Source organism: Actinospineispora eucalypti (assembly GCF_039543365.1).
GTDB classification, from domain to species: Bacteria; Actinomycetota; Actinomycetes; order Mycobacteriales; family Pseudonocardiaceae; genus Pseudonocardia; species Pseudonocardia eucalypti.
The window spans coordinates 113,265-127,558 of the sequence record NZ_BAABJP010000052.1; the positions used below are offsets into that span (position 1 = coordinate 113,265).

At 68.9% G+C, this 14,294-nt stretch carries 3 protein-coding genes (1 of these 3 only partly in view); 2 read left to right on the plus strand and 1 reads right to left on the minus strand.

The annotated features are described in order from the left end of the window. Positions 1–11,990, minus strand: the beginning of a protein-coding gene (locus ABEB12_RS35875) for a DUF4781 domain-containing protein (protein ID WP_185063164.1). Its footprint begins 40,162 nt before the window's first position; 11,990 of the gene's 52,152 nt are visible here — the first part of the coding sequence; its start codon is at positions 11,988–11,990; its stop codon lies off the left edge, out of view. Between the two features lie 7 nt (positions 11,991–11,997). Here ABEB12_RS35875 and ABEB12_RS35880 point away from each other — a divergent pair, with 7 nt between their 5' ends. Together ABEB12_RS35880 and ABEB12_RS35885 are read left to right on the plus strand one after the other, a co-directional pair. After that, positions 11,998–12,300, plus strand: a complete 303-nt coding sequence (locus tag ABEB12_RS35880) for a hypothetical protein (protein WP_185063163.1) — start codon at positions 11,998–12,000, stop codon at positions 12,298–12,300. A gap of 51 nt (positions 12,301–12,351) precedes the next feature. Then, entirely contained in the window at positions 12,352–12,621 is a 270-nt protein-coding gene (locus ABEB12_RS35885; protein ID WP_185063162.1) for a hypothetical protein, read from the plus strand. Positions 12,622–14,294: the final 1,673 nt, after the last annotated feature.

Genomic DNA, 14,294 nt, shown 5'->3' on the forward strand with positions numbered 1-14,294 from the left:
TTCTCGTCCAGGCTGCCCTGGATCTCCTGGACCCGTTCCAGCTGCGCCCTGGCCTTGGTGATCTGGTCGGACCACGGCTTGTCGCCGGTGGCCGCGCCGACCGCCTCGTCCATGGCCCGCAGCCGCTCCTGCTTGGCCTCGTCCTCCGGACCCTTGAGGTTCTTGGTCGCCTCGGTGAGGAGGTTCCGCTCGGCCTTGATGTCCGCGTCCTGCTTGTCCAGGCGGTCCTTCCAGTCGATCAGCCGCTGCCGGTCCTCTTCCGAGCCGCCGTTCTTCTCGAACGCCTTGGCCTGCTTGTTGTAGTCGGTGACCTCGCGCATGTAGCCGGCCGTGGTCCGGTCCAGCTCGATCTGCCGGGGCTTGAACGCCAGCAGGGCGTTCTGGTTCATGCTGTACACCGCGTTCGGGTCGGGCTTGCCCCCGTCGGTGACGCCCAGGTCGGTGCGCACGTTCTCCAGCGCGCGCTCCATCGCGGTCTTGCCGTAGCCGGGCTGGGCGGGGTTGACCGGCTCCGGGCCGGCCAGCCGCTCGACCATCTCCGGGTTCGCGCCGAGCTTGGCCTCGACCTCCTTGATGTCCGGCCGGACCCAGGTGGCGTCGTCGATGCCGTCCAGCACGCCCCGGGCGGCGGACCACTCGTAGACCATGCCCTGGTCGAGGTCGCCCAGCCCTTCGAACTTCTTCTGCAGGTCGGCGCGCTCCGCGGCGGTCAGGTTGTGGTCGGCGTTGGCCGCTTCGTAGGCGTCCAGCACCGGCTTGATCCGCTCGTCGTAGAGCGTGCCGTACTTCTCCCGCAGGCGCTTGTCGGTGACCTGCGACTGCAGGTAGGTGAAGCCCATGTCGGCCTGCTCGCCCTGCGAAAGCATGGGCAGCATGGACTTGTACTGCTCGGCGTAGTTGGTGCCGTTCTTGGCGTCCTGGGCCTCCAACTGGGCCAGCGCATCCGCGGTCAGCGGCGGCAGCGGGTCGTTCGGATCCACGCCGAGCGCCTTGGCCAGGTCCTTGTCCATCTGCGCGCCGGTAGGGTCGCGCTTGTAGTTCGGGTCCAGAACCAGCGCCCACTTCTCGTCCGGGTCGCCCTTCCAGTCGAACCTCAGGTCTGGGCGGTTGCCGCAGGAGTCCTTGTTCTCCGCGCAGGACCAGCCCTCGCTGCCGTCCGCGTTGCGGTAGGCGTGCCGCAGGCCCTGGTTGTCGGAAACCTCGGTGCCCTCGCGGGAGACCGACTTGCAGGCCGTGCCGTCGCCGCCGGCGGCCATGCCGGAGCAGACCACGCCACCGCCGTTGCCGTTCTTGTCCCGGTTGTACTGGGTGAAGCTGCAGCCGTCACAGATCACCTTGTCCCCGGTGGGGTTCTGCCAGGTGACCGGCCCGCCCGCCATGTTGGTGACCTCGCGGTAGCCGGCGGGGTGCGGGCCGGTACCGCTGGCCAGGTACTCCGCCCAGATGCACCGCTCACAGGTGGTGTTCTGCTCGGGAAGACCCGGCCCGGTGATCGTGCAGTGGCCGCCGCACTCCAGCACGCCGCCCTTGCCGTCCGCGTTCGGGGTGGAGGCGCGCAGCACGTCCGTGTAGTGGCTGAAGTTGTAGGCATCCGGATTGTCCGCGTCCGGCCGGTCGTCGCTGCGGTTGTCCAGTACGTAGCCCTCTTTGAGCTCGATGCGGCCGGTCTGGCCGGTGGGCAGCGCGTAGTAGCCGGAGTCGCCCGCCTTGTTCCGGGTGACGATCAAGGTGGTGTCGTCGGCCGCGTCCTGGCGGCCGCTGTCCGGCAACTCGTTGTTCGGGTCGTAGGCGGTCTCGGTCAGGTCGGCCCACACCTTGTCGCCCTCGGCGCTGACGTAGTGGCCCTTGCCGGCCCACATGATCTGTCCGCGCCCGCCGTCAGCGGTCCGCGCGTTGATCATCACGTTGGTCGAGTCTTTGAGCTCGATGTGGTCCATCCGGTCGCCGAAGCCGACGTCGCCGGTGCAGCCGTCCTTGCAGGTGGCGCTGAACGGTACGTCCTTGGTGTTGGCGAAGGTGCCGCCCTGCTTGGTGTTCGCGCCGCTGTCGGTGTAGTTGACCGTGGAGCCAGAGGTGCCGTCGTGCACGCTGCCGTTGCCCTCCAGCCACCACATGCCGGCGCCGTTGCCGGTGGCGGCCAGGCCGCAGGACTTGGCGGAGGTGCAGGTGTTGTCCTTCCGGCCCCCGCCCGGGTTCTGCGAAGCGGTCGGGTCGCCGTTGCCGAAGGTGACGTGGCCATTCCCGCCGGAGGCGCACTTGGTATCCGTCGTGGAGCAGTTGCGGCGGTCGACGCCTTCCTGGCCGGCGTCCTTCGAGTAGACGGTGTAGGTGCCGTCTCCGTTGGCCCGGTAGCCGATCAGCGAGTCACCCTTCTCCAGCACCGAGGAGATGGTGTCCAGGTCCCACGGGGTGTAGCCGTACTTGTTGGTGATGTCGGCCCACTCTTCGGGGGTGAGGCCGTCGGTCTGCTCCCGCATCGGGTACATGTCGTTGCCGGAGACGATCGTCTCCATCATCTCGCCGGAACCGTCCCGCTTCATCAGCTTGATGGTTCCGCCGCCCTCGTGGGCGTAGTTCCCCAGGTTGCCCAGGCCGTCGCGGCCGATCAGCAGGTTCGGCGTGCCGTCCAGGTCGATCTCGTCGGTGAACTTGCCCTTGCCGATGTCGGTGTTGCTGATCGAGCCCTTGCAGCCGCCGTTGCAGGTGAAGGTGAACGGGGCGCCCCGGGTGTTGCCGAAGCTGCCGTTGTTGATGTTGTCCGGGCCGCCGCCGACCGGCTTGTTGTTCTTGAGGTGCAGGTTGGTGTCGGTGATGCCGTCGTGCACATTGCCTTCGCCCTCGACGACCCAGCCACCGTTGCCCTGTCCGTCGCCGGAGAGGCCGCAGCCCACGTTGGCGTCACAGGTGTGGTTGTCCTCGGGCTTGCCGCCCGGGGTGGACGGTCGGCTGGTCACCGGGTTGCCCGACTGCGGGATGTTGACCTCACCGCCGCCGCCGGTGATCTTCGGGTCGCACTCGGCGGCCTTGCACGTGCTGGTCTTGACCTCGGTGGAGCCGGCCTCCTTGGTGTAGATCTCGTAGCCGTCCTTGGTCTTCTTGTAACCGATGGCCGACTCGTCCTTGCTGAGTCCGTTCATCCAGGTGTCGAGGTCCTTGACCTCGTGCCTGGCCCGAGCGGCGGCGGCGCGGGCCATCGCCACCTGCTCGTTGTAGGACGGGCCGGTCTTGACGAAGCCGGTGGCGTGCTCCGCCTCCTTCACGAAGCCCGAGCAGTCACCGAAGCAGTCCACCTTGGCGCGGGCGGCGCGGGCGTCGGCCTGGGCCTGCACGCCGCAGCTGCCGCCGCCCTTCTTGTTGCCGTGGCAGGTGCCCGACGCGTCGGCCTTGCCGTAGCCCGACGGCTGGTCGGGGTTGGCCTTGCTGGCCTGCACCGAGTAGTAGTCGTGCGCCTCGGCGTGCGCGGAGTAGGGGTTGGTGCAGTTCTTGGCGCCGGTGCAGGTGGCGCTGGCCTGCGCCTGGCCGGGCCCGGCGGTGGCCTTGGCGAACACCTGCACGGTGCCGCCGCCCATCTTGCCGTCCTCGGAACCGTGCGCGTCCGCCTTCGCCCAGTTCGGCCCGGCGCTGGCCCGGTCGGACGCCTTGGCCTCGAAGTGGTAGCCGCAGTCGGCGCCCTTGGTGCCCTGGCAGCTGGCGCCGGCCATCGCGCTGCCGTCGTCGCTCGCCCCGACCAGGCTGCCGCCCGCGCACTGGCCGCTCTGCGAGAGCTTGCAGTCGCTGTGGGCGTTGCCGCTGGACTTGGCGGCCTTCGCCTCGCCCTCGCTGTGACCGGTGCAGCCGCCGGCGCCGCCGCACTGGAAGGCGACCTGCACCATCTCCGGCGACGCGGTGGCGCTGGTGCCGACCACACAGCCGGAAGCGGCGTCGCACTTGGCGTCGGACTTGGCGTTGACCTTCTTGGCACCGCTGCCGTTCGAGTCGCTGACCGCCTTGACCGGGCAACCGCCCTCGGAGCCGTCGGTGCAGGTGACCGCGACCTGCGCGGAGGTGGCGGCGAACCGCTGCTTCTCGTCGACCCCTGCGTCGGTCGCGGCGGCGCTGGTGGAGATGCGGATGCCGGCCTGGCAGGACTTGGTGCCGTCGCAGGCGGCGCTGCCCTCGCCGGTGCTCTTGGCGTTGCGGCCCTGCTGCTCCAGCTCCATCTGGGCGTTGCCGGTGACCTTGCCGGTGCAGCCTTCGGGGCAGATCAGGTTCGAGCCGGTGTCACCGGTGGTGGCGTAGCCGGGGAGCGGCTTGTCGTCCTTGGGGTCCTTCTTGTCCTTGCCCGGGTCGACCTGGCCGGAGTCGCGGAACAGCATCACGGTGGCGTCGCTGGTGGCCGCGCAGCCGTTCTTCCCGCCGGTGCAGGTGGCCTCGGTGTGCGAGTTGCCGGGGGCGCCGGTCACCTTGCCGGTGGTGGTGGCCTTGCAGCCCGTCTTGTCGCCGCCTGCGCACTGGGCGATGGAGGAGGACTGCGACCACGCCGCCGGAAGATCCTTCTCGGTGAGCAGCGTGTCGGCCACCTTGGTGGCGGACTCGGCGTCCTTCTTCGCCTGCTCGGCGGTCTTGCTCGCTTGCTCTGCGTGCTTTTTTGCCTTGTCGGTCGCGCCCGGGGCGGCAGCGGCCTGCTTGGCCTGCTCGGCGTCCTGCTCGGCCTTCTTCGTCGCCTCGGCGGCGGCGGTCTTGTTTTGAGCGGTGAACACGTCCGCGACGACCTGGCCGGAACCGGCGGTCGACGTGGAGGTGGCCTGGCATGCGGCACCGGTGGTGTCGCAGGTGCTGGTGGTTTCGCCGGTGGCTTCCGGTGGGCCGCGCGAGCCTTCACCGCCGTTGTTGTGGCTGGTGCCGGTGATGCCGGTGGCGGAGCTGTGCGGGGTGCCCTTGCACTTGGTGGCGCCGTCGCAGTTCAGCGTGGCCCACGCGGTGGTCCAGGAGGAGGCACCCGGGACGCCGGCGCCGCCGGTGTTGGCGGAGGAACCGGGGGCGGTGGCCGGCTGGTTGGGGTTCTGGCCGGGCTGGTTCGGGTCCTGGCCGTCGTCCTGCCGCGCGGTCTCGCCGGTCTTGCCGTTCTTACCCGCCTTGCCGTTCTTGCTGTTGGCGGCGCCGTCCTGGGGCTGGCTGCTGTCACCGTTGTCGCCGACCTGGGTGTTGCTGGTGGTGGCGTTGTCGGTGGGCTGGTCCTGGACCATGGGGCGGATCACGTTGGCGTCGGGGCCGGTGGAGGAGCCGCCGTTGATGACCGCGGTGCACTGGCCGCCGGTGGCGCCGGCGCAGGAGCCGTCGGCCTTGTTCCCGCGCGGGTCGTCGGAGACGCCGGGGTTGGTGGCCAGCACGGTCCCGGTGATCTTGCCGCCGCAGGTGGTGTCGCACTCCATCTTGCCGCCGATGGTGGACGCGGCCGAGGGGCCTTCGCCCAGGCGCTTGGCGTTCACCTCGGCGTCCTCGCCGGCGTAGGTGAGGGCGGCGCCGGGGCCGGTGGTGGCGTTGGACAGGGTCTGCACCTGGCAGGAGGTCGCGCCCTTCTCACAGCCGACGGTGCCTTCGCTGGTGCGGGGCTTGCCGCCGTCGACGGCGCCGTCCCAGGCGGCCGCGGTGGTCTTCGCGGTGCCCTCACAGTCCTTGCTCTGGCAGTCAAGGGACGCCGAGGCGCGGCTGGTGGAGGTCGGACCCGAGGTGGGCTGGCCGGGCAGCGGCTTGCCGGTCTTGGGGTCGTACTTGAGGAACTCCGGCGCGCTGGAAGCGTCGGAGCTGGTCTGGCCCAGGCAGTCACCGTTGCGCACGGTGCACTCCGCGGCGTCCGAGGAACCGCGGCGGTGCTCGGAGACGCTGGTGTCCAGTGCGGAGGTTTCGGTGTAGGAGTTGCCGCCACAGGTCTTGGCGTCCTGGCAGCGGACCTGGGCGTCGGCGTGGGAGACGCTGACGACCCCGGCGGGGATCTTCTTGCCGTCCGCCCGGACCTGCTCCTCGCGGTAGGCCACGGTGGTTTCGGTGGCCGACCCGCAGGTGCCGTTGGTGCCGTGCACCTCGCACTTGGTCACCCCGTCGGAGTCGCGTAGGCCCTTCACGTCTCCGGAGGCCTCGCCGGAGGTGGCGCCGTTGTCGGAGGCCTTGCAGTCGGTCGAGCCGCAGAACAGCACCGCGGTGGTCTTGCTGGTCGCGGTCAGGCCCTTGCCCAGCTCGGCGATCGGGTCGACCTTCTTCGCCTTGACCGGCTTGCCGTCCGCCCCAACGGTCGGGGTCTCGGTGGCGGCGAGCTCAGTGTCGAAATTGGTGCCGGCGTTGGTGTTGGCGACGGTGCTGCTGGAGTCGTTGGCGCAGTCACCGGTGGCGCCGCCCACGGTGCAGTCGTGGTGGGCGTCGGTCTTGCGGGTCGCGGTCTTGCCATCGATCCCGGCGGTGATCTGGGCGGTGGTGGCGGTGTTCGCCTTGCCGCCGCAGCCCTTGGTGTCCTCGCAGTACACCGAGCTGTGGGCGAGGGTGCCGTCGCCCTCGTCCTCACCCAGGCCGGAGGAGGTGGTGCAGGAACCGCCCGAGACCTCGCAGCCGGCGGTGCCGGTGTGCACCCGGTTGTCGGTGTTCTTCTTGGCCGGGGTGGCCCGGACCGCGGCTTGCCCCGTAGCCGGGTCCGCGGCCACCGCCGGGATTTCGGGAGTGGTCTCGGTGTTCTCCGTCTTGCCGTTCGCGGTGCTGGTGGCGTTGCCCTTGCAGTCCTTGGCTCCCTGCGCGCACCGCACGGCGGCCTCGGCGGCCGGCTTGCCGGGGGTGCCTTCGTCGTCACTGGGGCCGAACAGGAACTCGGCCAGCCAGCCGCGCTGCCCGGTGGTCGGGTCGGTGCCGGCGGTGACCGTGCTGGTGGTGTCACAGCCGACCGCGCTGGCCTGGCAGTGCGCCTTGCTGGTCGCCTCGCCGTTCTCCTTCGCGCGGGCGGCGGCCTGAGCCGGGGTCTCGTTGGCCGGGGCCGGTTCGGTCTCGGTGGTGCGGCGGCCGGTGGAGGTGTTGTCACAGGTGCCGTTGCGGGTGTTGCAGTCCGACCCGGCCTGGGAGGCGTTGGCGAACCCGGCCAGCGCGCAGTCCTTCGTGCACGCACCCTGGGACTCCGAGGTGCCGTCCTTCTTCCCGGCCGCGACATCCTTGGCGTTGGGGGCGGTGGGCAGTTTCCCGTTTTCTGTACACCCGTTACGCGCCTGACAGAACGTGTCCGAACCCTGGGAATCGGCGGTGGCCGACAGGTTGCACTCGCCCTTACCGCAGGTGGTTTCCGCGGTGGTCTTACCGGCCTTGGTGGTGGTGCCGCAACCCTTCTCCGGATCACAGAACGCATTCGCCACCCGGTCCCCGCTCTTCGCCTCGGCCGAACACCCGGAGACACCGATCAGGCAGTAGCTCTGATCCTGCTTCAGCTTGCCGGTCTTCGGGTCGATCGCGGCGGTGGAGCATTGGGCGAACGCCCCGTCGTTGGAGCACGCCGCGCCGGCACCGCCCTTGCCCAGGTTGGCCTGGCTGACCGTGTCATACCCGGCGGCGCCGCGTAGCTCGGCGGTCTGTGCGTAAACCTGGTCCTGCTGGGTGTTGTAGGCGGCGGCCTGCTTGTCATAAGCGGCCTTGGTGATCTTCCCCGCGTCCAGCTGCTTCTTCGACTCGTCCAGCTTGGTCTTCGCCGCGCCCAGCTGCTGCTGACCGGTGACCACGTTGTTGAGCAACTCGCTGTCGTAGGGGTCGAGCTGGCCGGCGGACTCATTCGCCTTGGTCTGCAACGCCTTCTGGGCGGAGACCTGCTTGTCGTACTCGGCCTGGGTGATCTTCTTTGCGTCCAGCTGCGACTTCGCCGCGTCCAGCTTCTTCTGGCCACTGAGCACCGCGAGCCGGTCATCCAGGGCCTGCTGGGTGGACTGCGTCGAATAGTTCGGGTCCCACCAGTTCACCGACTGCGCGGCGCCGGTGGTGTTGCTGTTCGGGTCATCCAACAGCCGCGGGGGGCCACGGTTGGACAGTGACTGCGGCTGGCGGGTCTTCAGGTTTCCGTCGGCCAGGGCACACTCGACGTCGCTGTCGCACTGGGTGCCGGCGAACTGGCCGTCGTTGTTGAGCGCCCAGCCGTTGTCCTTACTACCACTACCGCCCTGGCCACCCTGGGTGGCCTGCTGGCCACCGCCTTGCTGCCCGGCGCCATTGCCCTGGCCGTAGCGATTCCCGGCCGCGAGTGCGGTGAGCACATCCTGCGCGGCGTTGGTCAGCATCTCCCGGGCCTGCGAACCCGCCTGCTGCCCAGCCACCTGGCCGACCAGACCAGAAACGACGTCGGTGACCCCACCGAGGATCTGCTCGAAGTCGTCCAGCCCCGCGGGCCGCGTGCCCTGCCCCTGGCTCTGGCTCGAGCGGGCACCGTTGTTGCCGCCGCCACCGTTGGAGTTGCCGCCCCCAGAGACACCGAGGGTGTCGAGCAGGTCCGAGACGAAGCCATTGGTCAGCTCACCGATCCGCTGACCCAGATCACCCTGCTGCTGGGGCCGCTGCGAACTCTGCCCCTGGTGCTGGCCGGCGGCGGCCTGGCCGTGACCGTTGCCCTTGCCACCGAGGCCGATCTGGTCGAACAGGTCGGTGAGGAAGTCATCGACGGTGTCACCGATCGACCCGCCCTCGCGGCCGGTGGTGTTGCGGTTGGCCTGGACCGGCCGCTGCACACTCCCACGCGAGTCACGCGGGGAGAAGGCGTCGCCGATCTGGTCCCGCAGCTCGTCGAACGCCTCGCCGACCCGGCGGCCGGCCTTGTCCCCGGCCACCTGGGACACCACCTCGGTCGCGGCATCACCGAACCGGCCCAGCACCTCGTCCAGGTCAAAGTCGCTGTCCTGCCGCTGCTGCGTCTGGCGGCCGGCGCTCTGGTTCACCGCCGCCGCCCGGCCGGTGCTCGGGCGGGACACCCCGAGGTCCTGCAGCAGGTCGGAAACGAACTGTTCGGTCCGCTCACCGATCCGCCCAGCCAGCTGGCCGCGGTCGCTGCTCATGCCGGCCTGACGCACGCCGCCCTGGGCTGGGTTCTGGGTGGTGCCGCCCCCTTCACCGGCACCACCCGAAAGCAACTGGCCGAACACCCCGCCCAGGGCCTCCTGCGTCTGTTGCGCGGCGTCCTCCCCGGAGACCTGCCCGACCAGGCCCGAGGCGGTGTTCACGAAGTTGCCCAACGCCTCGTCCGCGCTCGGGGCCTGCTGCTGGGCCTGGTTCTGCTGCCCGGTCTGGCCCTGCTGTTCGGTTTGACCCTGCTGCTGTTGCTGGGCGGCCTGCTGTTGCTGGCCGGCGGCCTTGGCCTCCGCCATGAACGCGTCGTAGTACAAGCCCTCCCAGTAGTCCGGGTCATCGGAGAACGGACCACCACCGTGCTCCGACCCACCCCGGTTACCGCCGCCGATGCGCTCCATCAGATCCGACACGAACTGGTCGGTCCGATCCGAGATCGCTCCGGCCAGATCCTGCCCGCCACCCCGCTGACCGGTGCTCTGCTGGGCGCTGTTCTGCTGGGCGCTGTTCTGCTGGGCGCCGCCGTTGTTCTGGCCGCCGCCGGAGAGCAGCTGCTCGAACAGGGTGCCCAGCGCCTGCTGGGTCTGCTGCCCGGCGTCCTCACCCGCGACCTGGGACACGATCCCGGAAGCGGTGTTCACGAAGTTGCCCAGCGCATCCTCCAGCGACGGCTGCTGCTGGGAAGCCTGCTGCTGGGCCTGACCCGAACCACCGGCCGAACCGTTCGAACCGCCGTTGGAGTTGCCGCCGACACCGAGCAGCTCCAGCAGGTTGCCGACGAAGTTGTTGGTCAGCTGCCCGATCGCCTGGCCCAGATCGCTCTGCTGCTGGGGAGCCTGCTGTCCCTGCTGGCTCTGGCCGTTGCCCGACGGGCGGGAGATACCCAGCTTGCCGAACAGGTCGGTGAGGAAGTTGTCCACCGACTCACCGATCGCCGCACCGAGGTCGTTGGACTGCTGGGGCTGGGTCGAGGCCTGCTGGGCCGGAGCCTGACCGCCGTCGTTGCCGCCGTTCGAGCCGCCGCCGACGCCGAGCAGCTCGAGCAGGTTGCCGACGAAGTTGTTGGTCAGCTTGGTGATGTTCTGCGCCAACTGCTGCTGCCCGGTGCCGGTCTGGTTGCCGGTGTTGGTCGGGCGGGGGTCGACGCGGCGGGCGGTGTGCGGGTCCACCCGGCGGGCGGTCTGCGGGTCGATGCGCCGGGCGGTCTGTACCTGGCCCTGCTCACCGGCATCCGGGTCCACCCGCCGCGCCACCGCCGGGGTCACCCGCGCCGCGGTGGCCGGCTCGTCCCGGCGGGCGCTGGCCTGCTGCACCCGGGGGGTGGCCTTGCCGCCCTGCTTACCGAGGACATAGTCGACCACCTGGTCGGCCTTCTCGGCCCACTTGGCGTAGGCGTTCGGGTAAGCCGAGCGCTGCACCGCCTGCGCCGCCTTGGTGATCGACTTGCCCTGCCAGCCGTCGACGTTCTTCAGGGTCTTGAAGAACTTGGTGGCCGCGTGCACGGGGTCGAGGACCTGCTTGACGGTGCCCCAGCCCTGCGACGGCCGCTGCTGGAACAACCCCAGCGAGTCCAGGTCGCCGTAGCGGACGTTCTTCAACCTCGACTCCTGCAGCGCCGCCGCCACCGCGGTCTGCAGGCCCTTGCGCGGAACGCCCAGCTTCTGGCCGACCTCGATGATCGTCTCGGCGTTCTTCGCCTGCTCGGCGCTGATGCCCTTGGGCCGCTTCACCGCCTTCGGCTCGGCGGCCGTGGCGGCCTGGGTCGCCGGGCGAGCGGTGCCGGTCTTGCCGCCGGCGTTTCCAGTGGTCTGCTTGGCCGGGCCGTCGCCACCGATCAGGTCTAGGAGGTCCTGGGTGAATCCGCCGGTCAGCTTCCCGACCGCCTGGCCGATGCTCTGCTGTTGGCTCGGCCGCTGTGGTGAAGCCTGCTGCCCCTGGCCGTTGTCGGCCGGGCGGACCGCGCCGCCGTTGCTGCCGGAGCCGGAGCCGCCGTTGGTGGAGCCGCCGCCGACACCGAGCAGCTGCAGCAGGTCGGACACGAAGCCGTTGGTCAGCTTGGTGATCTTCTCGGCCAGCTGCTGGCCGGCACCGCTCTGCGAGCCACCGCTCTGCAAGCCGTTGTTCTGGGAGCCGTTGCTGCTGCCGGGCTTGAGCGCCTGGGAGAACTGGTCGGCCAGGTCGGTCAGCGCCTCGTTCACGTGCTTCGCGGCCTTCTTGCCGGCCACGTCCTTCACGATCCCGGTCGCTACGTCCACGAACTGGTCGAGCACGTCGTCCAGGCCCTGCTGCCGCTGGGGCCGCTGCGAGCCCTGGCCGGAATTACCCGAGCCGGAGCCACCGTTGTTCTTGCCGCCGCCGACCAGCTGCACGAGGTCGGAGACGAAGTCGTTGGTCAGCTTGCTGATGTCCTCGGCCAGGTCGGACCGAGTGATCTTGCGGGTGGAGCCGTTGGGGTCGTCTTGCTGGTTGCGGGGGAAGCGGTTCGCCGGGGGACCGCGGGCACCGTGGTTGTCCGAACGGGGGTCAACCCGCGCCTTGTCGCGCTCGGGGCAGCCGATGGCCAGACACACCAGCGGCGCGTCGTCGGACTCGGGCCGCACGAGCGGGTCGTGCGAGATCTGCTTGGGGGAGCGTTCCGGCATGGAGAGGGCCTGCTGGCCCTGCGAACCGTTGCCGCCGGCGCCTCCGTTGAGCTTGTTACTGACCGCGAGCGCTTCGGACACCTGGTCGGTCAGCTCGGTCAGTGCCTCGCGGGTCTGCGCGGCGGCCTTCTTGCCGGCGACCGTGCCCACGACCCCGGACACCAGGTCGACCACGCCGCCCATCATCTGGTCGACCTGCTCGGTCGATGGCGCCCGCGCGCCCGAAGAAGAGGACGACGGACGCGCGTCACTCAGGTCCCAGTCCGCGAACCGCTCGTACCCGGACCCCTCGGACACTCCGCCGTTGCTTCCGGCGGTGCTCGCGGTGGCGCTCCGCGGCGAGCTCGACTGGCTGGAACCCGTCGACACCGCGTGGCCCAACTCGTCGAACAGCTTCGACACGAAGTCCAAGACCGGCTCAGTCACCGACCGGGCCGGGGTGCTGGCAACCGGCGGCGTGGCCGTCGACTGCTGGGCACTGCTCGGCTCCGCGTGGCCACCGGTCACGAGCGGCCATTCGGTCGTCTCGGCCGCGGCCGGCTGGTACCGGGCGCGCAGTTCGGACAACGACCGTGCCGGAGTCGGCGTGGCCATCGAAGCAACCTGACCGTCCAGCCCGACCCGCTGCTGGGAACCACCGCTGTTCGCCGGAGCCGGCTTGGCCGTGGAGTTGCCGCTGAACGTCTGCGACCAGTCGGGCTCATCGGCAGCCGGGTCGGCGTCCTGGTTGTACGCGACCAAGCGCACGGTGCCGTCTGCCGAAGATTCGTTTAGGTCAGACCCGGTCGAAATTAACGTTGCGGCCATCCACAGCATCGCGGCGCCGAGCAACACCTTGCCGAACGACAGCGACAACCACCCGCGCAGCACCGTCGACCACACGGCGCAGCCGCGCCGCCGGTCGATCGCTGTCGGGGTAGCCATCTAGAACGTCACTCCTGGACGAGTCGGCAAGAGACCTGACCTCGCGCGAGCTAACTGGAGTGATCGGAACCGTCCGTGAACTGGGATTACGGAGGAACATCCTTACGGCCCCGGGCATCGTCCTGAGGGCAACGCAAGTCGATCCGCCTTCACCCACACCAGCAGGCCGAAGGCGTACCTATCGATCGACGCTAGCCACGGTCACGTCACGTGGAAGCGCATCCCCGGCGCCCGTCAGGGGCCAAGTCGATCGGTCCGCGCGGGCCAAAGCGTAACTTAAATCTTCTAAAGATGTCTATACGGTGTTCAGGAGTTATCTGCCCGTCATCTACTTGTAGAAGAGATCCATACGGCTTCCCAACAGATGTTGTAATGCAGACGACCACTGATCATTTCCCCAGGTCAGCCAGGGGTCGACGCACTTGGCGGCACCGGTGGCGACAGCCGAGCACTATTTCGTCCTGATCACGGATCGGAAAACTCGGATGATCGCTACCGGCAAGTAGCGGTATCCACCCCGCACCAAGGGTGGGACCTGCTGAAACGCTTCAACCGAGCCTCCGTCCGGGCAGGCGCCGAGTGCGTTCGCTCCAGCGCCCACCCACCCCCGACTGCTGGAGCCGTCCGGCACCCGCGCGGCCAAACCTGGCCGGCCGGTAGTCACATCGGACTCTGGCTACGACCCGGGCCACCCGCCCGAGCCGCTCCGCCTCAGCGGGCGCGTTAAACGATCTCGGTAAGGGTGTGCGCAGCCCAAAACTTGGACCACCGGGAGGTGAGCCGGGTGAACGGTGGACGACTCTCGGGAGTTCTCCACGGCCGGCGCCGAGAGCTTCGCGGACGCAGAGCGAGGGTGGCCGGGCAACTACCGCAGGGGCCTCGGACTTGAGTCCGTGGCCACCTAAGCACCCCTACAAACCGTGGCCACGACGGAGGGTTTGATGGCCACCAGATGTCCGTTTGATGACTGTCCAGTGGCCGGCAAGTTGGCCACTGATGGTGGCCATTCAACGCTCGACCAACCCCGGTTCGGTGGCCACACACGGTCAGCACGCAGCGGCCGCGTGGCCGGTGGCCACGCCCGACCGGAGCCCGTTTCCAAGGGTGACGCACGCTCGAAGCACCGCCACTTACCGACAACTCGTCACTCCGAACCCAAAGCTCTCTTAAGATCCTCAGTACTTGTTACTGGCATATGCAAGGCATGTACATTCTATTGTTTTCTCATTCGTCACCGAATGAACGATGTGAAGATGAATAAACATGCACAGTGTGGCGAAAATACGCCGTGAATGCATGTCAGGTGCCTGACAGCGGGGGTCGAGAATCACTGCTCTACAGTCGTTGAATTTTCGTCCATAACCGTTCCACCATCTGGGTGGACTCGGAGTAGCAGTGGACATGTGCTTGAGGATTTATGTACATTGGTTGTGCGCGACCGATCGACTTGGCGCCTGAGGGGGCTCCGGGGATGCGCTTCCACGTGACGTGACCGTGGCTAGCGTCGATCGGCAGGTACGCCTTCGGCCTGCTGGTGTGGGTGAAGGCGGATCGACTTGCCTGGCCTTGTGCCCGTAAGGATGTTCCTCCACGTGACGCCGACCGTGGTTGGTTCCGATCACTCCAGTACGCGCAGGTCCCGTCAGAGTCTTGGCCGTTCCGAGGAGTGACGTTTCG